Raw genomic sequence first — 22,854 nt, forward strand, 5'->3', positions numbered from 1 at the left:
ACCGCGGCCGCCCTCTCCTGTTTTTGTTGCTTTTCCCGATATGCGCCAGATCATTCTCGATACCGAAACCACCGGCCTGAACGCCCGCACGGGCGACCGCCTCATCGAAATCGGCTGCGTCGAGCTGCTGAACCGGCGGCTCACCGGCAACAACCTGCACTTCTACGTGAACCCCGAGCGCGACAGCGATCCGGGCGCGCTGGCGGTGCACGGCCTCACGACCGAATTCTTGAGCGACAAGCCGAAATTCGCGGAAGTCGCCCACCAGATCCTCGACTTCGTGAAGGACGCCGAGCTGATCATCCACAACGCGCCGTTCGACCTGGGCTTCCTCGACGCCGAATTCGCGCGGCTCGGCCTGCCGCCGTTCACCGAGCATTGCGGCGGCGTGATCGACACGCTGGTGCAGGCCAAGCAGATGTTCCCCGGCAAGCGCAACTCGCTCGACGCGCTGTGCGACCGCTTCGGCATCAGCAACGCGCACCGCACGCTGCACGGCGCGCTGCTCGACTCGGAGCTGCTCGCCGAGGTGTATCTCGCGATGACGCGCGGCCAGGACAGCCTCGTGATCGACATGCTCGACGACGCGAGCGCCGACGGCGGCGCCGCGAACGGCAAGCGCGTGTCGCTCGCCGCGCTCGACCTGCCTATAGTGGTCGCAAGCGACGACGAGTTGGCCGCACACCAGGCTCAGCTCGACGAGCTCGACAAGTCGGTCAAGGGCACCTGCGTGTGGCGCCAGCCCGCCGACACGGATACCGCCGAAGCGGCCTGACGCACGCGGCCCGCGCCGCGGCCGCGCTCACGCGCGCGGCTGCAGCGCGATGACGGCCATCCCGCCGAGCGCGAGCACCGCGCCGGCCACGTCCCAGCGGGTCAGCGCGACGCCGTCGACCACCCGCAGCCAGACCAGCGCCACCGCGATGTACACGCCGCCGTACGCGGCATACGTGCGCCCCGCCGCACTGGGGTGCAGCGTCAGCAGCCACGCGAACAGCGCGAGCGACAGCGCGGCCGGCACCAGCAGCCAGGCCGGACGCCCGGCCTTCAGCACGAGCCACGGCAGGTAACAGCCGACGATTTCGGCCAGCGCGGTAGCGGCGAACAGCGCCGCGATCCTGATCAGTTCGGTCATCCGGTTCCTCGCGAATTCAGCCCCGTCGCGACGGGCGGCACGGCCGCGCCGCGCGCCGCCGATCATACCCGAGCGGGCCGCGCCGGAGGCCCCGCCAGACGGGCGACTCCCGGCAATTTGCACGATCATCCGTCATCGTGCTATCATGTCGCCTGTTTCAACATTCAATCTCTGTCTTTTCGATTTTGAGAGAAGTCCGTCCGCACGCTGCGGGCCGGTGCCTCGATCGAAATTGCATCCACAGGAAAGCCCGCCCGACAGGCCCGCTTTTCTCGTTTCGCTGCCCCTCCGGGGCGTTGCCGGCACGCCGGACACCTCGTCCGCACCGGCATCCGCCGCCTGCATCACGCGGCCCATTCTTCATGAGCGCACTGTCGCGACGGCCCACCGGGCCCGCGTCGAAGCAGCCCCTTGCAGCCTGTTACTGCCCCCTGTGCAGTAAGTGCTTAATGGTTTGCCCCGACGCGCAGCACACGACGCCGCGCTCGCCGGCAAACCGTGTCGGACGGCCCGCCCGTTCCGGCGCTGTCAAAGGAGTGCATGACCTTGACCGCAACACACGTCAGCCCGACCGCTGTCTCTTCCCCCGCTTCGTCGTCCGGCGAGGCCCCGCTCGCCGCGGACGACATCACCGTCGTCGACCAGAGCCTGCTCAAGCGCGCCGTCAGCGCGATGGCCATCGGTAACGCGATGGAATGGTTCGACTTCGGCGTCTACAGCTATATCGCCGTCACGCTCGGCAAGGTGTTCTTCCCGTCCAGCAGCCCGTCCGCGCAGCTGCTCGCGACCTTCGGCACGTTCGCGGCCGCGTTCCTCGTGCGCCCGCTCGGCGGCATGGTGTTCGGCCCGCTCGGCGACCGCATCGGCCGCCAGCGCGTGCTCGCCGCGACGATGATCATGATGGCCGTCGGCACCTTCGCGATCGGCCTGATTCCGAGCTATGCGTCGATCGGCATCATGGCCCCGGTCCTGTTGCTCGTCGCCCGCCTCGTGCAGGGCTTCTCGACCGGCGGCGAATACGGCGGCGCGGCGACCTTCATCGCCGAGTTCTCGACCGACAAGCGCCGTGGCTTCATGGGCAGCTTCCTCGAATTCGGCACGCTGATCGGCTATGTGCTGGGCGCGGGCGTCGTCGCGCTGCTCACCGCGTCGCTGTCGCAGGAAGCGCTGCTGTCGTGGGGCTGGCGCGTGCCGTTCCTGATCGCCGGCCCGCTCGGCCTGATCGGTCTCTACATCCGGATGAAGCTCGAGGAAACGCCGGCGTTCAAGCGCCAGGCCGAAGAGCGCGAAGCGCAGGACAAGGCCGTGCCGAAGGCGCGCTTCCGCGAAACGCTGCTGCGCAACTGGCGGGCACTGCTGCTGTGCGTGGGCCTCGTGCTGATCTTCAACGTGACCGACTACATGGTGCTGTCGTACCTGCCGAGCTTCATGTCGTCGACGCTGCACTTCGACGAATCGCACAGCCTCGTGCTGGTGCTGCTCGTGATGGTGCTGATGATGCCGATGACGCTGTACGCCGGCCGCCTGTCGGACAAGGTCGGCCGCAAGCCGGTGATGCTCGCCGGCTGCGTGGGCCTGCTGGCGCTGTCGATCCCGTCGCTGATGCTGATCCATGCGGGCACCACCGCGTCGGTGTTCGGCGGTCTGCTGATCCTCGGCGTGCTGCTGTCGTGCTTCACCGGCGTGATGCCGTCGGCGCTGCCCGCGCTGTTCCCGACCGAGATCCGCTACGGCGCGCTCGCGATCGGTTTCAACGTGTCGGTGTCGCTGTTCGGCGGCACGACGCCGCTGGTCACCGCGTGGCTCGTCGACGTGACGCACAACCTGATGATGCCCGCGTACTACATGATGGGCGCCGCGTTGATCGGCATCGTGTCGGTCGTCGCACTCGCCGAAACCGCGCGCCAGCCGCTGAAGGGCTCGCCGCCCGCCGTCGCGACGCGCCGCGAAGCACACCAGCTCGCGCGCCAGTTGCGCGAGGAGGACGACGAACAGGAAATCTACGGCGTCGCGACTCCCGCCCGCGCGTGAGCGTCACCCCATGAAAAAGCCCCGGCCGAAGCCGGGGCTCGATCGAAACCGATCCGCCCGACCGGCTTGCGCCGGCCGGGCTTTTTTTCATCCTTCCGATGCGGATGCCTTCACGCGCGCGCTTCGCAATGGCGGCAGAAGATCAGCGCACGCGAGCGCGACACCGCCGCCTGGGCACCGCGCGTGGCCATGATCAACCCGACCTGGCCGAGATTGAAATCGCGCTCGACCATCAGTTGCGTCAGCGCGGCAAGCGGCAACACGACGGACGGGTGGTACAGGCTCGATTCGATCAGGGCTTTCATCATCGGCTCCATCTGGCAATGCGTGATTTGATGGAGTGGATTCTAGGGATCGGTCGGGTCCGGATAAACAGCGCGAATGTGAAGTCACTTGTCAGCCGTTGAGAACAATCGGCCGCGGCTTGCCGGACAAGGCCGCGCGGCCGCCGACAGCGGCGTGCGACAGCCCTGCGCCCCGCTTCGAAGCCTAGACGAGCGGCGTGTCGACGAAGGCCGGCAGCGCTTCCGCCCGCGCGGAATGCGCGGCGAGCGCCGGATAACGGGCCGGATCGATCCGCGCGAGCACCGGATAGTCGGTCGCCATGAACTGCGTGAAGCGCCACGCCACCGCGACGGTCACGTCCGACTGCAGCAATCGCGCGCCGCCGAACCAGCCGCGGGTGGCCGCGACCAGTGGTTCCAGCGCGCCGTATGCCCCTTCGAGCTGGCTCAGCACGCGGTCGACCCACGGTTCGTGCTGCTTGTCCGACGGGCGCAGCGCCTGCTCGTAGACGACCTGCACGGTTTTCTCGGCCGCGGCCAGCGCGAACCCGATCGGCACCAGCACGCGCAGCCGGGCCTCGACGGCGTCGGGCAGCAGGCGCCGCTCCGGCGCGGCCAGGTGGTCGAGATAGTCGACGATCAGCGACGAATCGAGCAGCGTCGCGCCGCCGTCGGTCACGAGCGTCGGCGCCTTGACGGCCGGGTTGAGCGTCCTGAACCGCTCGAGATGACGGAACACCGAGATCGACTCGTGTTCGAACGGCAGGTCGAGCAGCTTCGCCGAAATGGCGACGCGGCGCACGAACGGGGAATCCAGCATGCCGATCAGCTTCATCGCGAACGCTCCGCTTCGAGGGAATGGGACTGACGACTGTAGCAGCGGCGCGCGGCAATGCCTAGCGTGCCCGTGCGCTTGATGTGCATCAGCCGGCCGCGCACCGGGCTCCCGCTGCCCGGCCACTGTGACCATAATGGAGATTCACGCCTCTTCCGCCCCAGGGTCCGCCATGTGGTATGCCGTCGTCGAGCAGCAGCGGGAATGGATGCGCGCATGGCGCGCGGCGACGCGCTACGCGTTCGACGCATGGCCCGCGGCGTCGCTGCCGCACGCCGCGTCATCGTGCTACGACGACCTGTTCGAACCGCTGCTCGGGCCGCAGGCCGCGCCGCCGGGCTTCGACCTCGCGTGGCCTGCCGTCAGCGAGCAGATCGTCGCGCACACCCCGTTTTGCGACCTGCGGCGCTTCGCGCACGCCGATGCGCACCGCACGGTGCTGCTGTGCGCGCCGCTCGTCGGGCACGCGGCCGTGATGATGCGCGAAACCGCCGAAACGCTGCTCGCCGATGGCGACGTCTGCGTGACCGACTGGCGCAATGCGCGCGACGTGCCGCCCGCGGCAGGCCGTTTCGGGCTCGACGAATACGTCGCGATGCTCGACGGCTTCGTCAGCACCCTCCAGCACGACGATCGGCCGCTACACGTCGTCGCCGTATGCCAGGCGACCGTACCGGCGCTCGGCGCACTCGCGCTGCGCGCCGCGCGCGGCCTTGCGCCGCCCGCAAGTATCACGCTGATCGGCGGTCCGATCGATGCCCGCCTGAACCCGAGCGCGCTCGGCGCCGCGGCCGCCGCCCATTCGCTCGACTGGTGCCGGCGCCACCTGATCGACATCGTGCCGCCCGGCTTCGCGGGGCACGGCCGCCACGTGTTTCCAACCTATCTGCAACAGGGCGAGATCGCGCTCCTGTATCCGCAACGCTTCCTGACGCTGATCGAGACCTACGCGCTGGCGGCTTCCCGCTTCGACATGACCGGGCTTGCCGACGCGCGGCGTGCGCTGCGCGAATACACGGCGCTGCTCGACATGCCGGCCGACTATTTTCTCGACACGGTCGACGTCGTGTTCCAGCGCATGTTGCTCGCGACCGGTGCGTGGCGCGTGCACGGCAGGCGCGTCGACCCGGCGGCGCTGCGCGACGTCGCGCTGCTGACCGTCGAAGGCGCCCGCGACGCGGTTACCGGCGCCGGCCAGACGCATGCGGCGCTCGAGCTGTGCAGCGGCCTGTCGACCGACGAGCGCCATCGCGTCGACATCGACGATTGCGATCACTACGGGTTGTTTACGGGGCCGCGCTGGCACGGCAACGTCCATCCGGCGCTGCAGCGCGTGTTCGCGGCGGCGGAAGCCTCCCGACCGAGCCCGCGCCGGACCGGGCGAAACTGATGGCGCGTCAGGGACGGGCCGCGTCGAGCAGCGCGCGCACCTCGTCGTCGCTCGTCTGCTCGAAGCGCGCGTAGAACTGGCTGATCCCGAAGAACCGCAGCGGCTGCGACACCGTGACGAACGCGTCGGCCAGCCCGTCGAACGCATGCGCCGCGCCCGCCGGCGCGACCGGCACCGCCGCGACGATGCGCGCCGGGTGGCGCTCGCGCAGCGCCTGCAGCGCGACGCGCATCGATGCGCCGGTCGCGATGCCGTCGTCGACGACGATCGCGATGCGTCCGTCCACCGCCAGCGGCGGCACCGCGCCGCGGTACAGCGCTTCGCGGCGTTGCAGTTCGGCCGTCTCGCGCGCGATCACGTCGGCGAGTTGCGCATCGGATACGCCCATCGCGCGGATCACCGACCGTTGCAGATGCGTCGCGCCGCCCGTCGCGATCGCGCCCATCGCGAGCTCGGGATCGAACGGCACGCCGAGCTTGCGCACGACCAGCACGTCGAGCGGCGCGCGCAGCGCGCATGCGACCGGATACGCGACGGGCACGCCGCCGCGCGGCAACGCGAGCACGACGACATCGCTTCGCCCCGCGTATTCGCGCAACGCATCGGCCAGTTGGCGGCCGGCATCGGCGCGATCGGCAAAACTGCTTTCGGTCACGATCGGCTCCCTGCCGTTGCACCGGACGAGCGAAAGCCGCGTCGGCGCCTGTCAACGAGGATGGTTCATCGGTCGCGCCGATGCAAGCAGGGTCATACCGGCGCACGGGGCGCCGCAGGAAAGGGTCAGAGGCCGCCGGCCTGCCGGTACAGCCGCCAGAACGACTGCGCGTAGGACTGCGCGAGTTCGGGCGCGCGCCGGAACACGTTCACCGTGTCGGCCTGCGCGGCCGCGCCGTCGGACAGCGTCGTCAGCGCGACGCTGTCGTCGACGATCAAGAAGCGCGACGCGGGGCCGCCATGCCGCGAATCGATCGCGACGTCGATACCGGCGGATTTGAGATAACCGGCGCCGCTGTACTTCCCCGCGCGCGGCGGGCGCACCAGCACGACGCGCACTTCGATCCCCCGCGCGCGGGCCGCGCGCAGCGCGCTCGCGACAGCCGGCGGCACCTGCGCATAGCCGGCCAGCAGCACGCGGCGCTGGGCCTGTTCGATCAGATCGACGGTCGCGTCGGCCGCCGCGTTGTCATACGAAAAGTACGTGCCGACCGATGCGGCGTCGGACGGAATCTGGCTGGCGTGGACGCTCGTCGCGCAGCAAAGCGCGGCGAGAAAGAAGGCGGCTGGTCTCATGGCGGGCGCCATTGTAGCGGCGCCAATTCGCGTGACAAGGGGCGACTGCGACGCTGCTGCGCCGGCGCAACACACCGGGCAAAACAAGGGCGCGGCGACCGGGTTTCACGCCGGTTTCACCCCCTCGATCAGCCGGCTGCGACGCGCGCGAGCCAACTCGTCACGCCGTCGACCGAACGGAAATCCGCGAGGCTGCGCGCCGGCAACGCGGGATACGCGCCGCCCGCCATCTCGGCCAGCGCGCGCCCCGGGCCGAGTTCGAGAAACGCGGTGGCGCCGGCCTCCACGCACGCGGCGAGGCAGGCTGCCCACTCGACCGGCTCCGCGATCTGCCGCGCGAGCTTGTCGAGGCCCGTATCGACATCGAGCACCGACGCGCCGTCGATTCCCGAGAACAGCCGCGTGCCGGGCGGCGGCCGGCGCACGCGCGTCGCGGCCAGCGTCGCGCGGAATGCCGGCACGGCGGCGGCCAGCCGGCGCGTGTGCGACGCGATCCGCACGCAGACGGGCGCGACGCGCAGCGCGCCGGCGCGCGTCGCGTCGTCGGCCACGGCATCGACATCGGCATGCCGCCCGGCGACCACGAACGCATCGCCGGGGTTCGCGATCGCGATGGCCGCGTCGCGACCGTCGCACAACTGCGCCAGTTGCACGCGCGTCAGGCCGCGCACGAACACCATCCGCTCGTCGCCGCCGCTCGCGGCATCCATCGCGCGCGCCCGCGCATCGGCCAGGTCGAGCGCGTCGTGCGGCCCGATCATCCCCGCGACGCTCCACGAGCCGACCTCGCCGACGCTGTAGCCGGCGACACAGCGTCGGCGCGGCCACACCGCGTCGAGCAGCGCGGCCGCCGCGAGTGCCTGGACCGTGCAGAGGATCTGCGCGGCACGGTTTTCCCGCAGCGCATCGGGCCCGGCCTGCCGGACCCACGTGCGCGGATCGTCGCCGAGCAGCCGGCCCGCATGCGCGAACAGTGCATCGGCCTGCGGCGCCGACCCGGTGAGGTCGAACATGTCGGCGCGCTGCGCGCCTTGGCCCGAGCACAGGATGGCCAGCGTCATCGCGCGTCCCGTTCGGCTTCGAGCGCATCGACGAACACGCTCATCGCGAGCAGGTCGGCCGCCCCGCCCGGGCTCAGCCGGCGCGCCACGAACGCACGATGCGCGGCCGTCGCGCGCAGCCGCCAGTCGCGCGCCCGCACGCCGCCGCGCGCGACGAACGCACGGGCAGTCGCGCGGGCGAAATCGAGGCCGTCCTGCCCGCCCCGGTGCAGCAGATTCGTGTCGTCGAGCGCGGCGATCAGCGCGAAACACGCGGCGACCCGCGCGGCTTCCGGATCGTCCGGCAGGTCGCGCCGGGCGCGGCGCAGCGCCGGCAATCCGACCGCGTACACGGTCGGAAAGCCGTCGGCCGCCTCACGACGCGCACCGCCGACACCGTAGCGCCGGCTCGCGCGCTCGCCGTGGCTGTCCGGCAAACGCGGGCCGCCGAGGATCTCGACGCCCCACCGGCGCGACACGAACGCGCCAAGCGTCGTCCCGGCCGGCACCGCGCTCGGCATCGCGCGCCGGCCGGCGGCCGCGCACAGCAGCCCGAGCCCGAAGATCGCGCCGCGATGCGTATTGACGCCGCCGGTCGCGGCGAGCATCGCGTGCTCGGCGCGCAGGCCGATCTTCCGCAGCACGGCCATGTCGGCGTCGCGCGCGCCCGCGTCGGCGAGTTCCGCGAAGTACGGCTGCAGCACGGCGGCGCTGCGCGCGAACGTCGCGGCATCCATGTCCGTGTGACTGCCGGTGTCGACGTGGCTGACGAGGCCCGGCTTCGGATAGGTGTCGATCTCGAGCACGAGGCTGCGCTCGGCCAGCGCCGCGATGCGTTCGGCATCGGACGGCGCCGCTACGCGGCAGGCAGCCCGTGCGGTCATCGCGGGCCTCCGGTGAAGGCGTCGGCGCGCATCAATTCGACCGCAATCGCGGTCTTCACCGCGACTTCGGGCAACCGCGCGTGCAGTTCGCGCCAGTTGACGCCCGCGCCGTCGGCGCGCAGCAGTTCGCCGTCGATGCGCATCGGTGCGCGCGCGTCGATCGCCGCGAGGCCGTCGAGCAACGGGGCGAGCGATGCGGGATCCGGCAGCGGAAACACGATATCGAGATCGGACGAGGCGCCGAGGTAAGGCTCGCCCGTCAGCGCCTGCCAGGCGAGGCTGCCGAACACGCGACCCTGCACGCCGCAGCGTGCGCCGAGCGCCGCGAGCTCGTGCAGCGGCGCATGCCATGCCGCGGGCGCGGCGGCGAGTACGTCCGTCAAGGTCGGCAGCGGGCCGATCATCGCGAGCGCGTCGGCGGCCACGTTCAGCGCGATGCGCCGCTTGCCCGCCGACGGCGGCAACGGCAGGCCGAGCGGCACGCGGCCGGCATCGGCTTCATCCGGCGACGCGCGACGCACGATCAGCGGCCAGCCGCGTTCGGCCCATGCACGCACGAGCGGATCACCGGCGAGCGCGGGGTCGCGGGCGAATGCCGCGCCCCACCCGGCCGCCGTCAGCGTGACGAGCGTGTGGCGGCGCAGCGGCAGCTCAGCGTGCGGCACGCGCGAGTGCCTCGACGCGGGCGGCGACGTCGGTCGCGACCGGCCGGCCGCGCGCCGCGCGCCGGTCGATGCGCTCGGCCGGCTTGCCGAGCCATTCGCCGACCTGCGCGTCGAGCGCGCGGGACGGATCGAGCACGGCGTCGACGGCGCCCATCTTCACGAGGTTGTCGAGCCCCGGCGCGAATACCGGTGTCGAACGCGCCATCTCCTTCAGCACGTCGATCGGCAGCTTGGTCACGCGCGACATCGACGGCAGGTCCATCACCTCCGGCTCGGCGCCCGGCACCGCGAGCAGCGTGCGCGTCGCGAGCGCGGTCGCGATGAACGCGCCGGCGGCCGTGTGGCCGTACAGCACGCCGATCGTCCGGTGCCCGGCGAGATCCGCATGCATCAGGCACTTCGCGAGATGCGACAGCCCTTCGTTCAGGCCGAGCAGTTCGTCACGCTTGCTCATCCGCTGGCTGTCGCTGTCGACCAGCACGAGGATCGGCGTGTCGCCGCCACGCGCGATCGTGTCGAGCACGCACGACGCGAGCGTCAGCGCCTCGTCGATGCCGAACGGCAGGCGGTCGGCCACGCCGATCACGTCGACGCGCGTGCCGGCCAATGCCGCGTGGCCCGTCAGCAAGCCGCCCTTGCGCGCAATCGAATGGCCGGCGGGAAACAGCGAGTTCAGTACTTCATCGAGCGTCATGCTGGGGCTCCTGCAGTTGATCGGCCAGCTTCGCGAATTCATCGTCGGACATTCCGGGAATCGCTTCCGGCCGATCGGCCCCGAGCGCACGCCACACGTCGAGCGCATCGTTGCAGCCGCCGAACCGTTCGACCCGCGCTTCGAGACGCGCCTGTTCCGCGCGCAGCATCGCCGCATCGAACGTCGGCGCGCGGCCGATCAGATCGAGCGCGGCCGCGCGAAACGCGTCCGGCGTATCGGCCGCGTAGCGATCGGCGCCGCCGATCAAGCGCCGATGCTTGCCGCCCATCGTGCGCCAGATCAGCGCGCGATCCTTCGAATCGAATTCCTCGACGCCGCGATTGGTCTCGATCACTTCGGGACCCGACACGCTGATGCGCCCCTGCTCCGACACCGCGAGCGCCGAACAGCACGCGGCGAGCAATCCGCCGCCGCCGTAGCAGCCCGCGCGCCCGCCGATCAGCCCGATCACCGGCACGCCGGCGGCCCGCGCGTCGACGAGCGCGCGCATGATCTCGGCGATCGCGAGCTCGCCCGCATTCGCTTCCTGCAACCGCACGCCGCCCGTATCGAACAGGATCAGCACCGGCTTGCCGACTTCGCGCGCGGCGCGCAGCAACCCGGTGAGTTTCGCGCCGTGCACTTCGCCGAACGCGCCGCCCATGAAACGGCCCTCCTGCGCGGCGACGAACACGGGCCGGCCGTCGAGCCGGCCGTGCCCGACCACCATCCCGTCGTCGAACTGCTGCGGCAGCGCGAACAGCGGCAGGTGCGGGCTCGTCACGCGTTCGGCCGGCCCGAGGAATTCCGTGAAACTGCCTGCGTCGAGCAGCCCGTCGATGCGCTGTCGCGCCGACGCTTCGTACCAGCTCGCCGCGTTCGCGACGAACGCCGGTGCGTCGTGGATCACGTCGTTCGTCATGCGTCCCCCTCGATCGCGCGCACGGCCTGCGCGAGCCGCAGCGACACCATGTCGGGCCGCGCGCCGCCGTCGTTGATCGACAGCTTCAGGCCGCCCGGCGTACGCCGTTCGACGAAATCCGATACGACCGCCTGCCAGACCGCGCCGAAACCGACGGCCGCGGTGCGGATGTCGATCTCGCATTCGTTGCCCGGCAGCACGCGCTCGACGAGCACCTCGAGATTGCCGGACGCGACCACGCCGACGAGCGCCGCGGCCTGCTCGCCCTTCGCGCGTTCGCGCGCGGTGAAGCGATAGTTCAACTGTTCCATGCCCTCTTCCTCACCAGTTGCGGAACCGGGCCGGCGGCGCATAGAGCCCGCCCGACCAGTGCACCAGATCCTTGATCGACCGCGCGGCGAGCCAGCGGCGGTCGGCGTCGAGCGGATCGATGCCGAGATCCTCCGGGCGGCGGATCACGCCGCGCTCGCGCAGCCGCTCGACCATCTTCCGGTCGCGGCCGCGGCCGACGTCGGTATAGCCGGCGACGCCGCGGATCGCGTGCTCGCGTTCGTCCTTGTCGCGGCACATCAGCAGGTTCGCGATCCCTTCCTCGGTGACGATGTGCGTGACGTCGTCGCCATAGACCATGATCGGCGCGAGGTCGAGCTGCAGCTTGTCCGCGAGCTTCAGCGCGTCGAGCTTCTCGACGAACATCGGCACGTTCTTGTCGCCGAACGTCTCGCCGATCTGCACGACCAGCTTGCGGCCGCGCCGCAGCGCCGCCGGCGTGTCGGGGTCGGCTTCCGCGCCGGCCTTCAGCCACGGCTCGCTCGGATGGCGCCGGCCGCGCGCGTCGCTGCCCATGTTCGGCGCGCCGCCGAAGCCGGCGATCCGCTCGGCCGTGACCGTCGACGAGTGGCCGGACAGGTCGATCTGCAGCGTCGAGCCGATGAACATGTCGCACGCATAGAGGCCGGCCGTCTGGCAGAACGCGCGGTTCGAGCGCAGCGACCCGTCGGGGCCCGTGAACCACACGTCGGAGCGCGCGCGGATGTAGTCGTCCATCCCGACCTCGGAACCGAAGCAGTGGATCTGCTCGACCCAGCCCGATTCGATTGCGGGAATCAGCGTCGGATGCGGGTTGAGCGCCCAGTGCGTGCAGACCTTGCCCTTCAGCCCGAGCTTTTCGCCGTAGGTCGGCAGCAGCAGCTCGATCGCGGCCGTGTTGAAGCCGATCCCATGGTTCAGGCGCTTGATGCCATAGGGCTCGTAGATGCCCTTGATCGCGAGCATCGCGGTGAGGATCTGCGTTTCGGTGATCGCGGCCGGATCGCGCGTGAACAGCGGCTCGACGTAGAACGGCCGGCCGGCCTCGACGACGAAATGCACGCGGTCGCCGGGGATGTCGACGCGCGGCACCTTGTCGACGATGCGGTCGACCTGCGCGATCACGATGCCGTCCTTGAAGGCGGTGGCCTCGACGACGGTCGGCGTGTCCTCGGTGTTCGGGCCGGTGTACAGGTTGCCGTCGCGATCGGCGCTCACGGCGGCGATCAACGCGACCTGCGGCGTGAGGTCGATGAAGTAGCGGGCGAACAGTTCGAGATAGGTATGCACCGCGCCGAGCGCGATCTTGCCGCCGAACAGCAGCTTCGCGATGCGTTGCGACTGCGGGCCCGAATACGCGAAGTCGAGCCGCTTCGCGATGCCGCGCTCGAACACGTCGAGATGCTCGGGCAGCACGACACCCGACTGCACCATGTGCAGGTCGTGGATCTTCGCGCTGTCGACGTCGGCGAGCGCCGTCGCGAGCAGGTCGGCCTGCTTCTGGTTGTCGCCTTCGAGGCACACGCGGTCGCCGGGCCGCAGCACCGCTTCGAGCAGCGCGACGGTGTCGCGCGCATCGACCCGCTTGCCTTGCGCGTAAGCCGCGCCGGCCGCGAGGCGTGCATCGCGCGCCTGCCGCGCGTGATTCCATCCCGTCATGAACAGTTCTCCGCTTCGAGGGTTCAGCGGCATTCTAAGCCTGGCGCCGCTGTCGATTGATGAAGTTGCAGAATGCGACTCAGAGGACGCCGCGATGGATGGGCGGCCCGCACGCGGGCCGCGTCGCATCGCCCTACCCGCCGACCAGCGCGCGCGTCGTGAAGAACAGCAGCGACGGCCCGAGCAGGCAGCCGATGCCGGTATGGAACGTGGCGACCAGCGCGCCGTACGGGACGAGCCGGCGATCCGTCGCGGCAAGGCCCGCGCTCACGCCGCTGACGGTGCCGGCCAGCCCGCCGAAGATCATCGCGGAGCGCGGCGTCTTCAGGCCCATGAAGTTGGCCGCGACCGGCGTGCCGACCATCACGATGATCGCCTTCACGAGCCCGGTCGCGATGCTGAGCGCGATCACGTCGGAACTCGCGCCGATCGCCGCGCCGGTGACGGGCCCCACGATGTAGGTGACGGCGCCCGCGCCGATCGTCGTCATGCTGACCGCGTCGGTGTAGCCGAATGCGCGCGCGATGCAGGCGCCGACGATGAACGGCAGCACGGTGCCGAGCAGCAGCGACACGACGCCGACGAGCCCGGCCTTGCGCGCCTCGGTCGGCTGCACTTCGAACGCGGTCGCGACGATCGCGAAATCGCGCAGCATCGCGCCGCCCATCAGGCCGATGCCGGCGAACAGCTTGACGTCGGCCAGCCCCTTCTCACCGCCGGTAAATGCGCCGCCGACGTACGCGAGCACGAGACCGATCACGATCGCGATCGCGGACCCGTGCACGCGGCCGAACGTGAGCTTGCGCGACGCGATCGACGACAGCCACATGATCAGGCCGACCAGCGCGAACGACGCGACGAGCCCGTTGTGGGCGACGGTTTTTTCGAGCATCTGCAGCATGGCGGCCTCCGTTATTGTTCTTCGAATTGCGGCACGCCCGCGAAGGCCGTGTCGTCGCGCCCCGTGCGCGCGAGTACCGCGATGCAGCAGGCGCAGATCGCGACCGCGCCGACGGCGGCCAGCAGCGCGACCGGGCCGCCCTTCAGCGCGGCGACGACGTTCTGGTTCGCGGCCATCGCGACGACGACCGGGATGTACATCGCGCCCCAGAAACCGACGCCGGCCTCGGTCTCCTTCGGCAGCCAGCCGCGCCGGTGCAGCCACAAGCGCAGGCAGATCAGCAGCAGCATCGCGATGCCGACGCCGCCGACGTTGGTCTTCACGCCGATCGCGCTGCCGAGCAGGTCGCCGAGGAACAGTCCGGCCAGGTGGCAGAACGCCAGCAGCGCGGTTCCGTAGATGATCATGAGTCGTCTCCAGTCTCTTCGTGACGGGCGCCTGACGCGTGCGGGAGTCAGGCCCGCACGCCGATCCCGGGCGGACTGTCTGTCTCCTGCGGCGCGGCGCCGCGGCCCGGCGGCTCGTCGTGCGAGCACGTTCTCGGGGTCGATGGGATGATGCGGTTTCGGGCCGGACGCCGGATGGCTTAGACTGACCGAAGCAGCCGGCGGCGCGACACGGGCTACGCGCCCGGCGCCCTCGTTCGCGGAGGCCGCACTGGCGCGTGATCCGATACTAGCGCCGCAAAATCCGGCCATTTATGAAGTTGTCGAAACCGATTCAGTGGATTTAGCAATGCGTCCGTTACCGCCCGAGCTGCTGCGCAGTTTCGTCGCCGTCGCCCAGTCCGGCAGCTTCACCGCCGCGTCCGAGCGCGTGAACCTGTCGCAATCGACCGTCAGCCAGCATATCCGCCGCCTCGAGGAGCTGCTCGACCGGCCGCTGTTCGAGCGCGACACGCGCAACGTGCACCTGTCGCAGCACGGCGACGCGCTGTTCCGCTACGCGGTGCGCATCCTCGAACTGATGGACGAGGCCGTCACGTCGGTATGCGGGCCGCCGCTGTCGGGCAAGGTGCGGCTCGCGATGTCGGAGGATTTCGCGTCGGCGCACCTGACGGCCGCGCTCGCGAGCTTCGTGCAGCGCAACCCGGACGTCGAGCTCGCGATCTCGACCGGGCTGTCGGGCGACCTGTTCGACGCGCTCGACGAAGGCCGGCACGATCTCGTGTTCGCGAAACGCATCGCCGGCAGCCGGCGCGGCCGCGTGATCCGCAGCGAACCGCTGTACTGGTGCACCGGCCCCGATTCGCGGATCACCGGCCACGAGGCCGTGCTGCCGCTCGCGATGCATCCGGAGCCGAGCGTGTCGCGCCGCCGCGTGCTCGAATCGCTCGAGGCCGTCGGGCGACCGTACCGGATCGCCGTCGTGAGCAGCAGCATCGCGGTATTGCGGGCGGCCGCGAGCGCGGGGCTCGGCGTCAGCGCGTTCGCCGGCTACGTGATCCCGGCCGGGCTCGCACGGCTCGAGGCGGGGCTGCCGGAACTCGGCGAACTCGAATACGTGATCGACCGCCCGGCGGCCGCGTCGCGTTCGACGCTCGCGCTCGAAGCCACGCTGATCACCGCGGCGGCCGAGTTGTAGCGGCGCCGCGCGCACCGCACGGGTGCGCCCGCCGCACCTGACAGCTTTGCCCGGAACGCGTCATCGTCCGCGCAGCACCCGCTCGCGACAATGGGCCCCATCGGAACGCACGGTATCGCGCCGCGCGCCACCGGTACCCGTCCCCTTGATCGGAGCCCGCCATGAAGAACGTCCTGCGATTCGCCGTCGCGACCGCTGCAGCCGCGCTGCTGTCCCCCGCCTTTGCCCAGACCGATGCGGCGGCCCCCGCACCGGGCCTGACGCGCGCGGAAGTCATCGACCAGCTCAAGCAGGCCTATCTCGACGGCGAACTGCCGACGAACGACGGCAACTACCCGCCGAACGCCGCGACCCGCGCGCGCAACCGCGAACTCGTGCAGGCCACGAACCCCGGCTGGCTCGCGCAGACGCCGCCCGCTCCGCAATCGACGTCGCAGCAATAGCCGGCGCGCCGGATCAGGGCAGGAAGCTGCGGCGCCGCGCGTCGATCAGTTCGACGAGCAACCGGTCACGCTCCGCCGCCAGTTCCTGCATCGAGCGCTCGCCCTGGATCGCGCGCAGCTCGTCGTTCAGCTTGCGATCGACGTCCGGATCGAACGACGGCGCGCCGAGGTCGTCCCACCAGCTCGTGATCGGCCCCGACAGGTGTTCGAGGAAGTGCGCGATCCCGCCCGCGCCGCCGCCGAGGTGATAGGTCAGGCACTGCCCCATCAGCCCCCAGCGCAGGCCGGGGCCCCACGCGACGGCCTTGTCCGCATCGGCGACGCTCACGACGCCTTCGCCGACGAGGTGATACACCTCGCGGAACAGCGCGGCCGCGAGCCGGTTCGCGACGTGGCCCGTCATTTCCTTGTTGAGGACGATGGTCTGCTTGCCGAGCGCATCGTAGAACTGCTTCACGCGCGCGATCACGTCCTGGCCGGTCGCATCGCCGCCGACCAGCTCGACGAGCGGGATCAGATGCGGGGGATTGAACGGATGCGCGATCAGGCAGCGTTCCGGATGCTTCGCGCACGCGGTCTGGATGTCGGACATCTTCAGGCCCGACGAGCTCGACGCGATCGGCACGTGCGCGGGCAGCACGTCGTCCATCTGGCGATAGAGCGCACGCTTCAGGTCGAGTCGCTCGGGGCCGTTCTCCTGCACGAAGTCGACGCCGTCGAGCGCCCGCAGGAGATCGGCGTCGAACGACAGCCGCGCGGCAAGTTCGGCGGCCCGCTCGCCGAGGAACGCGGCCAGCGCGTCGCGCAGCCGCGCGTCGGCTTGCGGCGCCGGGTCGGTCACGACGACGTCGAAACCCTGCGTCAGGTAGAAAGCGGTCCAGCTCGCGCCGATCACGCCGGCGCCGACGATCGCGATACGTCGAATGTCCATGGTTGTCCCGTGTCGTTGGTCTGCAGATATGCCGCAGCGATTGTCGCATCGAATCCCGCTCACCTGCGTCGACGCCGATTGCGGATGCCCTCTTGAAATGCGCGACGGCGGCCACTAATTAAGCGTCGTCGGGCAGTGCCGATTACCACGCACCGCCCCCGTATCGACCCAGTGGAGCCACCCGTCGCGCCCGCCGCAGGCGTCGCGCCGTCACGTCTCCCGCGTTCCCTGTTCAGGAGGACCAACATGAGCGGTATCCATTTCGGCCACGATCTGTTCGACGAATTCGCCCGCGTGCAGCGGCAGATGGCGAGCCTGCTCGGCGAACGCCCGTCCGGCATCCGCGCGGTGCGTCCCGGCGCGTTTCCCGCGCTCAACGTCGGCGCCACCGACGACGCGATCGAGATCGTCGCGTTCGCGCCCGGCATGGCCGCGGCCGACTTCGACGTGTCGATCGACAAGGATCTGCTGACGATCAGCGGCGAACGCAAGCCGGCGCCGCGCGAAGGCGACGACGTGCGCACGTATGCGCAGGAGCGCTTTCACGGCGCGTTCCGCCGTGTGGTCGAACTGCCGCGCGACGCGGACCCCGACCAGGTCAGCGCCCGCTATGAAAACGGCTGCCTGCTGATTCGCGTCGGCCGGCGCGAAGCGGCGAAGCCGCGCGCGATCACCATTCAGTAATCTTCAGGATATCGACATGAACACGAACCCGACCCTGGCCGAACGCCAAACCGACACCGTTCACCCCGCGGCTGCCGAAGCCGCGCGCCGGCCCGCGATCATCCCGTCCGTCGACATCGTCGAGGATCAACGCGGCGTCACGCTGCGCGCCGACCTGCCGGGCGTGCCGCGCGAGAATCTCGACGTGAAGGTGCACGACACGACGCTGACGATCGAAGCCACGACGCACATCGACACACCGGCCGACCTGCGCGTGCGACATGCGGAAGTGCGCGCGACGCGCTATGCGCGATCCTTCGTGCTGAGCGCCGACCTCGACACGTCGCGGATCGACGCGAACCTGCGCGACGGCGTGCTGACGCTGACGATCCCGCGCCGCGAGCAAACGCGTCCGCGTCGCATCGACGTGACGGCCGGCAACGCGTAAGTGCCGATGCGTGTCCTGACGCGACGCGCATGAAAAAGCCCCGTCCGGCGCGCTGCCGGCGGGGCTTTCTTGCATCGGGCCGCGCGCGTTCACGCGCGCGGACGCCCGCTTCAATCGAAATCGAACAGGTCGAACACCGACTTCTTCCGACGCCGGCCGTCATGCCGGTCACGCTCGTCGTACGAACGACCATCGCGCCCCCAGCCATCGTCACGGCCGCGCTGCGCATGCGTATCGTGTTGTGCGGGCGCGGCGTCGCGACGTACCGGCGCGTCGCCGGTTTCCCGGGCGATCAGCTTGTCGAGTTCGCCGCGATCGAGCCACACGCCGCGGCAGGTCGGACAGTAGTCGATCTCGATCGACTGGCGCTCGGCCATCAGCAGGTCGGGCGTCTTGCAGACAGGACATTTCATCGCGCTTCTCCTTTCCGTGCGAATTTCATCCGGATTCCGTATGAGGCGCGCGAACCGGCCGCCGCAGCGGCCGGCATCACGCGCGCCGGCTCAGTCGCGTGCCGCGTGCGCCGCCCGCTTCGCCTTCGCGCGCCGCGCCAGCATGTTCATGCCCTCGACGAACGCCGAGAACGCCATCGCCGCATAGATGTAGCCCTTCGGCACGTGCGACCCGAACCCTTCGGCGATCAGCGTCATGCCGATCACGACCAGGAACGACAGCGCGAGCATCACGATCGTCGGGTTGCGGTCGATGAAGCGCGCGAGCGGCTGCGCGGCGAACAGCATCACGGTCACGGCGACGATCACGGCGACGAACATGATCGGAACGTGCTCGGTCATGCCGATCGCGGTCACGATGCTGTCGATCGAGAACACGATGTCGAGCATCACGATCTGGCCGATCGCGGCCCACACCGTCAGGCCGGCCGCGCCGGCCGCCCCGCCCGCGGCGTCGCCGTCGTGCGACACGTGGTGATGGATTTCGGTGGTCGCCTTCCACACGAGGAACAGGCCGCCCGACAGCAGGATCATGTCGCGCCACGAGAACGCATGGTCGAACAGCGTGAACACGGGTTCGGTCAGGCTCGCGATCCACGCGACGCTGCCCAGCAGCGCCAGGCGCATCACCAGCGCGAGCCCGATGCCGAGGCGCTGCGTGCGTGCGCGCTGCGCTTCGGGCAGCTTGTTGCTGAGGATCGAGATGAAGATCAGGTTGTCGATGCCGAGCACGACTTCCATCACGACGAGCGTCAGGAGCGCGGCCCAGACGGCGGGGTCGGTGGCAAGCGTCAGCAGGTAGTCCATGGGAGGGCCGATACGAAAGTGGAAAGCCTGATGATATGCCGCCCCACACTTCGAAAAAATCAGAGAGAATCTGATTTCAGGTTCGGTTTTTCCGATATATCCCGCTGCGATGCTGAATTTTCGACATCTGTACTATTTCTGGGTCGTCGTGAAGGAAGGCGGCTTCGCACGCGCCGCCGCCCGGCTGGACATGGCCGTGCAGACGATCAGCGCGCAGGTGCGCGAGCTGGAGAAATCGCTCGGGCACCAGTTGTTGCGCCCGGCCGGGCGCGGCGTGGCGATGACCGACGCCGGGCAGGCCGCGTTCGCGCGCGCGGAAGTCATCTTCGAGATGGGCCGGCTGATTCCCGACGACGTGCGCGCGGCGGCCAGCCAGCCGACCGTGCGGCTCGCGGTCGGCCTCGCGGACGGCATCTCCAAGCTCGCCGCGCACGCGCTCCTGGCCCCGGTGCTCGATACGCCGACGCTGCGGCTGCTGTGCCACGAAGGCGAGCACGACGCGCTGCTCGCGGAGCTCGCGCTGCATCATCTGGATCTCGTGCTGGCCGGCCAGGGCGCGCCGTCCGGGTCGAACCTGCGCGTGACGAGCGAGCGGCTCGTGGCGTCGCCAGTCGACTGGTACGGGCCCGCGGCACTCGTCACGCCGGCCGCGCGGCAGCGCTTTCCGCAGTGCCTGGCCGAGCTGCCCGTGCTGCTGCCGACCGCGCATTCCGCGTTGCGCGCGCGCCTCGACGGGTGGCTGGAAAGCGAGCGGATCGTGCCGCGCGTGGCCGGCGAGTTCGAGGACAGCGCGCTGATGGCCGTGTTCGCGGCGCGCGGCCTCGGCGTGTTTGCGCTGAGCGAACTCGGTGCGAACGATGCGTCGCTGCTGCGCGGGCTCAGGCGGCTCGGGCGCGCGGGCGACGTGACCGAGGAGATCCACGCGATCCGCTCCCGGCGCGGCGAACACCATCCGCTGACGGCGCAATTGCTGGCCGCGGCACGCGGCGCGCCGGCCGGCTGAAGCGAGCGCGACATCAAACGAAACTATAATGTCGCCCCGGCCATACGAGATGTGCACGCGCGCGCCATCCAGGCACCGCCCTTGCGCCGCCTCTCGCCGAGCCTTCTGAAAGACGCCATGCACAACCGATTTCGCCTGTTTTCCGTTTCGTGCGCGCTCGCGGCCGCGACCGTGCTGGCGGCATGCTCGTCGCCGCCCAAGCCGATCTACCAGCAGGAACAGTTCGACGCGACGAGCAGCCCGTATGCGCATACGTTCCACTCGAAATCCGACGCGGCCTGCGAGGCCGCGCGGCGCGCGCTGCTGAGCCAGGGCTACGTGGTGTCGTCGTCGCGCAACGACGCGGTCGACGGCAGCAAGAATTTCCAGCCGAGCAACGACATGCACGTCGTGATCGAGTTTCACGTCGTGTGCGCGGACGCGAACGCGGACGGCTCGTCGAGCATCGCGTACGTGAACGCGGTGCAGGACCGCTACACGCTGAAGAAGTCGAATACGTCGGCCAGCGTCGGCCTCAGCGTGTTCGGCTCGCTGTCGCTGCCGATCGGCTCGAGCGACGATGCGCTCGTCAAGACCGCCAGCGAGACGATTCCCGCCGGCGTGTTCTACGAGCGGTTCTTCAATCTCGTCGAGCATTTCCTGAAGATCGACCCGGCGCGGCGCGACCGCGCGACCGTGAAGGCCGCCGAGAAGGAGCCCGTCGCGCCGCTGCCCGAACCCGCGCCGACGCCGCAAGGCGAACCGATGAAAATGACGACGCCGGTCGTGCCGACGCCGCCCGCGGCGCCGGTGCCGCTTTCGGTGCCGGGTGTCACGCCCGGGTCGGGCGCGAATGCCGTGCCGGCCGCGGCATCGGCCGTCGCGGTGCCGGCGGCGATGCGCGCTGCCGCGCCGGCGGCGTCCGGGCCGGTGCCGGCCTCGGGTGTGGCGCCTGCGGCGGCTTCCGCACCTGCGCCGGCTTCGGCTACGGGCTCGGCACCTGTATCGGCTCCGGCTCCGGCTCCCGCGTCGGCTGCGGCACCGGCTTCGGCGCCCGTGCCGCCTTCGGGTCCGGCAACCGCGCCGGCACCCTCGTCGACCTCCGGCTCGACGGCCGCGCCGGTTTCCGCGCCCGCGTCTGCCGCGGGTCCGGCCGCACGGCCAGCCACCGCCACTCCGTCATCCACTGCGTCCGCGCCTTCGTCGGCGGCATCGGCACCCGCCTCCGCGTCCGCACCGGCGCCGGCACCATCGAGCGCATCGCCTGCGCCGGCTGCCGCCAACCCGGTCGCATCGTCCACACCGTCCGGCGCGAGCGCACCCGCCGCGAACTGACTACGCGCCCCAACCGTCGCGCCTGCCCATAGGCGGCGGAGCGCGCCGGTACGTCCCCGCCGCATCCTTCCCGGAAGCCGTTCCCGCCTATCCAGCCGTGCGCGGGCCGACACGTGGCCGCGCGAGATTGACGGGCACGCAACGTCGACGCGTCGCGGTTGACCACGCGCGCCCAAACCCGCAGCCACCAAACGCGAAATCTCGGGCGACCCGCCGTCTCGCGACTGCATTGCTTGCCGGCGCCCTCACCTACCGCAACGTCGCGCGCAGCGTCTGCAGATGCTCGACGGTCGCGGTCACGCCGCCGCAGACGATCACGGCGAGGTCGGACGCCGACGCAAGCACCGGCACCGGCCGCTCCAGCGCGGCCAACGCCGCGCCGCACGCGGGCTCGACGACGATCCGGTGTTCATCGACAAACCGCAGCGACGCGGCCACCGCGTCGGCATCGGACACGACGACCGGATGGATCGCGTGACGCGTCGCCCATTCGACCGCCGCGTCGCACGGCCGCTTCGCGCCCAACGACGTCGCGATGCTCGCGATGGCCGGCAATTCGACTGGACGCCCCTGCGCGACCGAGCGCGCATAGCAGTCGGCGCCTGCCGTTTCAGCCGCGACGACGGGCACGTCGTGCCAGCCGTTGCGCACCAGCCCTTCCAGCACGCCGCACAGCAGACCGCCGCCGCCGACCGCGAGCACGATCGCGTCGGGCTTCGGGCCGACGGCCGCCATCTCGTCGATCATCGTCGCGTGCCCCTGCCACAGCACGCGGTCGTCGAACGGATGCACGAACGCGTCGTGCTCGTCGAGCGTCGACTGCGCGAACGCATTCGCCTCGGCCCAGCTTGCCCCGTGCACGACGAGTTCCGCGCCTTCGACGCGGATCAGTTCGCGCGCCCGGGCCGACGCGCTTTCCGGTACGACGACGCGCACCGGCACGCCGAGCTCGCGGCCGCAATACGCGACCGCGATGCCCGCGTTCCCGCCCGACGACGACACGAACCGCCGGGCGCCGTCTGCATGACGCGCCTCGCAGACGGCGCCGATGCCGCGCAGCTTGAACGAGCCCGACGGCTGCAACGCATCGAGCTTCAGCCGGATGGTTTTGCCGAGCCGGCGGGACGCGATGTGCGAACGGATATAGGGGGTCGGGATATGAAGCGGCAT

At 70.4% G+C, this 22,854-nt stretch carries 27 protein-coding genes; 9 read left to right on the top strand and 18 right to left on the bottom strand.

The genetic code is table 11. The annotated features are described in order from the left end of the window. Window positions 1-40 precede the first annotated feature (40 nt). The gene (dnaQ, locus tag DFS13_RS28170) at window positions 41-775 is read left to right on the top strand and encodes a DNA polymerase III subunit epsilon (RefSeq protein ID WP_111442379.1); all 735 of its coding nucleotides are present in this window, start codon (window positions 41-43) and stop codon (window positions 773-775) included. 27 nt (window positions 776-802) lie between these two features. Here dnaQ and DFS13_RS28175 read toward each other — a convergent pair whose 3' ends face one another. Further along, window positions 803-1,135, bottom strand: coding sequence for a YnfA family protein (locus DFS13_RS28175; protein ID WP_034200763.1), 333 nt, complete (start codon window positions 1,133-1,135; stop codon window positions 803-805). 540 nt (window positions 1,136-1,675) lie between these two features. Here DFS13_RS28175 and proP point away from each other — a divergent pair. After that, on the top strand, window positions 1,676-3,166 hold the full coding sequence (proP, locus tag DFS13_RS28185; RefSeq protein WP_111442380.1) for a glycine betaine/L-proline transporter ProP: 1,491 nt from the start codon (window positions 1,676-1,678) through the stop codon (window positions 3,164-3,166). 110 nt (window positions 3,167-3,276) lie between these two features. Here the strand turns inward: proP and DFS13_RS28190 are convergent, their stop codons facing one another. Together DFS13_RS28190 and DFS13_RS28195 are read right to left on the bottom strand one after the other, a co-directional pair. Next, window positions 3,277-3,483 carry a hypothetical protein gene (locus tag DFS13_RS28190; RefSeq protein WP_006491323.1) on the bottom strand — a complete coding sequence of 69 codons (207 nt, stop codon included), beginning with the start codon at window positions 3,481-3,483 and terminating at the stop codon, window positions 3,277-3,279. A gap of 172 nt (window positions 3,484-3,655) precedes the next feature. Further along, a complete protein-coding gene (locus DFS13_RS28195; RefSeq protein WP_111442381.1) occupies window positions 3,656-4,285 on the bottom strand; it encodes a glutathione S-transferase family protein in 630 nt (209 codons plus the stop codon). Window positions 4,286-4,457: 172 nt separating this feature from the next. Here DFS13_RS28195 and DFS13_RS28200 point away from each other — a divergent pair, with 172 nt between their 5' ends. Then, window positions 4,458-5,675: a polyhydroxyalkanoate depolymerase gene (locus tag DFS13_RS28200; RefSeq protein ID WP_111442382.1), complete on the top strand. Its 1,218-nt coding sequence runs from the start codon at window positions 4,458-4,460 to the stop codon at window positions 5,673-5,675. A 7-nt stretch (window positions 5,676-5,682) separates the two neighbouring features. Here the strand turns inward: DFS13_RS28200 and DFS13_RS28205 are convergent, their stop codons facing one another. From DFS13_RS28205 to madL, 11 genes are all read right to left on the bottom strand, one after another. Further along, window positions 5,683-6,330, bottom strand: a complete 648-nt coding sequence (locus DFS13_RS28205) for a phosphoribosyltransferase (RefSeq protein WP_111442383.1) — start codon at window positions 6,328-6,330, stop codon at window positions 5,683-5,685. 125 nt (window positions 6,331-6,455) lie between these two features. Further along, window positions 6,456-6,977 (bottom strand): phospholipase D-like domain-containing protein, encoded by a 522-nt coding sequence (locus DFS13_RS28210; RefSeq protein ID WP_034178402.1) that lies wholly within the window; start codon window positions 6,975-6,977, stop codon window positions 6,456-6,458. A 116-nt stretch (window positions 6,978-7,093) separates the two neighbouring features. After that, window positions 7,094-8,026: an acyltransferase domain-containing protein gene (locus DFS13_RS28215; protein ID WP_111442384.1), complete on the bottom strand. Its 933-nt coding sequence runs from the start codon at window positions 8,024-8,026 to the stop codon at window positions 7,094-7,096. Beyond that, entirely contained in the window at window positions 8,023-8,889 is an 867-nt protein-coding gene (mdcB, locus tag DFS13_RS28220) for a triphosphoribosyl-dephospho-CoA synthase MdcB (RefSeq protein WP_111442385.1), read from the bottom strand. Before mdcB ends, DFS13_RS28215 begins: the two co-directional genes overlap by 4 nt. Continuing rightward, window positions 8,886-9,554, bottom strand: coding sequence for a malonate decarboxylase holo-[acyl-carrier-protein] synthase (gene mdcG, locus DFS13_RS28225; RefSeq protein ID WP_111442386.1), 669 nt, complete (start codon window positions 9,552-9,554; stop codon window positions 8,886-8,888). The genes mdcB and mdcG overlap by 4 nt, the downstream gene beginning before the upstream one ends. Further along, window positions 9,541-10,248, bottom strand: coding sequence for a biotin-independent malonate decarboxylase subunit gamma (mdcE, locus tag DFS13_RS28230; RefSeq protein WP_006497630.1), 708 nt, complete (start codon window positions 10,246-10,248; stop codon window positions 9,541-9,543). The genes mdcG and mdcE overlap by 14 nt, the downstream gene beginning before the upstream one ends. Next, the gene (locus DFS13_RS28235; RefSeq protein WP_111442387.1) at window positions 10,235-11,170 is read right to left on the bottom strand and encodes a biotin-independent malonate decarboxylase subunit beta; all 936 of its coding nucleotides are present in this window, start codon (window positions 11,168-11,170) and stop codon (window positions 10,235-10,237) included. The genes mdcE and DFS13_RS28235 overlap by 14 nt, the downstream gene beginning before the upstream one ends. Then, entirely contained in the window at window positions 11,167-11,481 is a 315-nt protein-coding gene (gene mdcC, locus DFS13_RS28240; RefSeq protein WP_006485317.1) for a malonate decarboxylase acyl carrier protein, read from the bottom strand. The genes DFS13_RS28235 and mdcC overlap by 4 nt, the downstream gene beginning before the upstream one ends. A 10-nt stretch (window positions 11,482-11,491) precedes the next feature. After that, window positions 11,492-13,138 (bottom strand): malonate decarboxylase subunit alpha, encoded by a 1,647-nt coding sequence (gene mdcA, locus DFS13_RS28245; protein ID WP_012492488.1) that lies wholly within the window; start codon window positions 13,136-13,138, stop codon window positions 11,492-11,494. Between the two features lie 133 nt (window positions 13,139-13,271). Then, window positions 13,272-14,039 carry a malonate transporter subunit MadM gene (madM, locus tag DFS13_RS28250; protein WP_048989198.1) on the bottom strand — a complete coding sequence of 256 codons (768 nt, stop codon included), beginning with the start codon at window positions 14,037-14,039 and terminating at the stop codon, window positions 13,272-13,274. 11 nt (window positions 14,040-14,050) lie between these two features. Further along, entirely contained in the window at window positions 14,051-14,446 is a 396-nt protein-coding gene (madL, locus tag DFS13_RS28255; protein ID WP_006485307.1) for a malonate transporter subunit MadL, read from the bottom strand. Window positions 14,447-14,774: 328 nt separating this feature from the next. Between madL and DFS13_RS28260 the strand changes: the two genes are divergently transcribed. Together DFS13_RS28260 and DFS13_RS28265 are read left to right on the top strand one after the other, a co-directional pair. Next, entirely contained in the window at window positions 14,775-15,623 is an 849-nt protein-coding gene (locus tag DFS13_RS28260) for a LysR substrate-binding domain-containing protein (protein ID WP_006497633.1), read from the top strand. Between the two features lie 161 nt (window positions 15,624-15,784). Further along, window positions 15,785-16,066: a DUF4148 domain-containing protein gene (locus DFS13_RS28265; RefSeq protein WP_006485314.1), complete on the top strand. Its 282-nt coding sequence runs from the start codon at window positions 15,785-15,787 to the stop codon at window positions 16,064-16,066. A gap of 13 nt (window positions 16,067-16,079) precedes the next feature. Here DFS13_RS28265 and DFS13_RS28270 read toward each other — a convergent pair whose 3' ends face one another. Further along, window positions 16,080-16,997: a 3-hydroxyacyl-CoA dehydrogenase NAD-binding domain-containing protein gene (locus DFS13_RS28270; protein WP_006497634.1), complete on the bottom strand. Its 918-nt coding sequence runs from the start codon at window positions 16,995-16,997 to the stop codon at window positions 16,080-16,082. 246 nt (window positions 16,998-17,243) lie between these two features. Here DFS13_RS28270 and DFS13_RS28275 point away from each other — a divergent pair, with 246 nt between their 5' ends. Both DFS13_RS28275 and DFS13_RS28280 read left to right on the top strand, forming a co-directional pair. Next, window positions 17,244-17,681 carry an Hsp20/alpha crystallin family protein gene (locus DFS13_RS28275; protein WP_006485305.1) on the top strand — a complete coding sequence of 146 codons (438 nt, stop codon included), beginning with the start codon at window positions 17,244-17,246 and terminating at the stop codon, window positions 17,679-17,681. Window positions 17,682-17,697: 16 nt separating this feature from the next. Beyond that, a complete protein-coding gene (locus DFS13_RS28280; protein WP_006485316.1) occupies window positions 17,698-18,108 on the top strand; it encodes an Hsp20/alpha crystallin family protein in 411 nt (136 codons plus the stop codon). Window positions 18,109-18,218: 110 nt separating this feature from the next. Here the strand turns inward: DFS13_RS28280 and DFS13_RS28285 are convergent, their stop codons facing one another. Next, complete coding sequence (locus tag DFS13_RS28285; protein ID WP_006485320.1) at window positions 18,219-18,521, bottom strand: zf-TFIIB domain-containing protein; 303 nt, start codon at window positions 18,519-18,521, stop codon at window positions 18,219-18,221. Window positions 18,522-18,611: 90 nt separating this feature from the next. Next, a complete protein-coding gene (locus DFS13_RS28290; protein ID WP_006485308.1) occupies window positions 18,612-19,367 on the bottom strand; it encodes a TerC family protein in 756 nt (251 codons plus the stop codon). Between the two features lie 109 nt (window positions 19,368-19,476). On the opposite strand from DFS13_RS28290, the gene DFS13_RS28295 reads away from it, so the two are divergent. Together DFS13_RS28295 and DFS13_RS28300 are read left to right on the top strand one after the other, a co-directional pair. Beyond that, window positions 19,477-20,370 (top strand): LysR family transcriptional regulator, encoded by an 894-nt coding sequence (locus DFS13_RS28295; protein ID WP_006497636.1) that lies wholly within the window; start codon window positions 19,477-19,479, stop codon window positions 20,368-20,370. Between the two features lie 117 nt (window positions 20,371-20,487). After that, complete coding sequence (locus tag DFS13_RS28300; RefSeq protein WP_048989199.1) at window positions 20,488-21,684, top strand: DUF2242 domain-containing protein; 1,197 nt, start codon at window positions 20,488-20,490, stop codon at window positions 21,682-21,684. A gap of 249 nt (window positions 21,685-21,933) precedes the next feature. On the opposite strand, the gene DFS13_RS28305 is transcribed toward DFS13_RS28300, so the two are convergent. Further along, window positions 21,934-22,854, bottom strand: coding sequence for a pyridoxal-phosphate dependent enzyme (locus DFS13_RS28305; protein ID WP_048989200.1), 921 nt, complete (start codon window positions 22,852-22,854; stop codon window positions 21,934-21,936).

This window comes from Burkholderia sp. 28_3, assembly GCF_003253915.1.
Classification (GTDB): domain Bacteria; phylum Pseudomonadota; class Gammaproteobacteria; order Burkholderiales; family Burkholderiaceae; genus Burkholderia; species Burkholderia cenocepacia.

Bases quoted from the DNA above. Each gene is read 5' to 3' on its own strand.
- DFS13_RS28275 (WP_006485305.1), top strand. From the start codon at position 17,244: ATGAGCGGTATCCATTTCGGCCACGATCTGTTCGACGAATTCGCCCGC.
- DFS13_RS28285 (WP_006485320.1), bottom strand. From the start codon at position 18,521: ATGAAATGTCCTGTCTGCAAGACGCCCGACCTGCTGATGGCCGAGCGC.
- DFS13_RS28305 (WP_048989200.1), bottom strand. From the start codon at position 22,854: ATGCCGCTTCATATCCCGACCCCCTATATCCGTTCGCACATCGCGTCC.
- DFS13_RS28295 (WP_006497636.1), top strand. From the start codon at position 19,477: ATGCTGAATTTTCGACATCTGTACTATTTCTGGGTCGTCGTGAAGGAA.
- mdcB (WP_111442385.1), bottom strand. From the start codon at position 8,889: ATGACCGCACGGGCTGCCTGCCGCGTAGCGGCGCCGTCCGATGCCGAA.
- DFS13_RS28260 (WP_006497633.1), top strand. From the start codon at position 14,775: ATGCGTCCGTTACCGCCCGAGCTGCTGCGCAGTTTCGTCGCCGTCGCC.
- proP (WP_111442380.1), top strand. From the start codon at position 1,676: ATGACCTTGACCGCAACACACGTCAGCCCGACCGCTGTCTCTTCCCCC.
- DFS13_RS28235 (WP_111442387.1), bottom strand. From the start codon at position 11,170: ATGACGAACGACGTGATCCACGACGCACCGGCGTTCGTCGCGAACGCG.
- dnaQ (WP_111442379.1), top strand. From the start codon at position 41: ATGCGCCAGATCATTCTCGATACCGAAACCACCGGCCTGAACGCCCGC.
- DFS13_RS28200 (WP_111442382.1), top strand. From the start codon at position 4,458: ATGTGGTATGCCGTCGTCGAGCAGCAGCGGGAATGGATGCGCGCATGG.
- DFS13_RS28215 (WP_111442384.1), bottom strand. From the start codon at position 8,026: ATGACGCTGGCCATCCTGTGCTCGGGCCAAGGCGCGCAGCGCGCCGAC.
- DFS13_RS28280 (WP_006485316.1), top strand. From the start codon at position 17,698: ATGAACACGAACCCGACCCTGGCCGAACGCCAAACCGACACCGTTCAC.
- DFS13_RS28195 (WP_111442381.1), bottom strand. From the start codon at position 4,285: ATGAAGCTGATCGGCATGCTGGATTCCCCGTTCGTGCGCCGCGTCGCC.
- DFS13_RS28210 (WP_034178402.1), bottom strand. From the start codon at position 6,977: ATGGCGCCCGCCATGAGACCAGCCGCCTTCTTTCTCGCCGCGCTTTGC.
- madL (WP_006485307.1), bottom strand. From the start codon at position 14,446: ATGATCATCTACGGAACCGCGCTGCTGGCGTTCTGCCACCTGGCCGGA.
- mdcC (WP_006485317.1), bottom strand. From the start codon at position 11,481: ATGGAACAGTTGAACTATCGCTTCACCGCGCGCGAACGCGCGAAGGGC.
- mdcE (WP_006497630.1), bottom strand. From the start codon at position 10,248: ATGACGCTCGATGAAGTACTGAACTCGCTGTTTCCCGCCGGCCATTCG.
- madM (WP_048989198.1), bottom strand. From the start codon at position 14,039: ATGCTGCAGATGCTCGAAAAAACCGTCGCCCACAACGGGCTCGTCGCG.
- DFS13_RS28270 (WP_006497634.1), bottom strand. From the start codon at position 16,997: ATGGACATTCGACGTATCGCGATCGTCGGCGCCGGCGTGATCGGCGCG.
- DFS13_RS28190 (WP_006491323.1), bottom strand. From the start codon at position 3,483: ATGGAGCCGATGATGAAAGCCCTGATCGAATCGAGCCTGTACCACCCG.
- mdcA (WP_012492488.1), bottom strand. From the start codon at position 13,138: ATGACGGGATGGAATCACGCGCGGCAGGCGCGCGATGCACGCCTCGCG.
- DFS13_RS28300 (WP_048989199.1), top strand. From the start codon at position 20,488: ATGCACAACCGATTTCGCCTGTTTTCCGTTTCGTGCGCGCTCGCGGCC.
- DFS13_RS28175 (WP_034200763.1), bottom strand. From the start codon at position 1,135: ATGACCGAACTGATCAGGATCGCGGCGCTGTTCGCCGCTACCGCGCTG.
- DFS13_RS28290 (WP_006485308.1), bottom strand. From the start codon at position 19,367: ATGGACTACCTGCTGACGCTTGCCACCGACCCCGCCGTCTGGGCCGCG.
- DFS13_RS28265 (WP_006485314.1), top strand. From the start codon at position 15,785: ATGAAGAACGTCCTGCGATTCGCCGTCGCGACCGCTGCAGCCGCGCTG.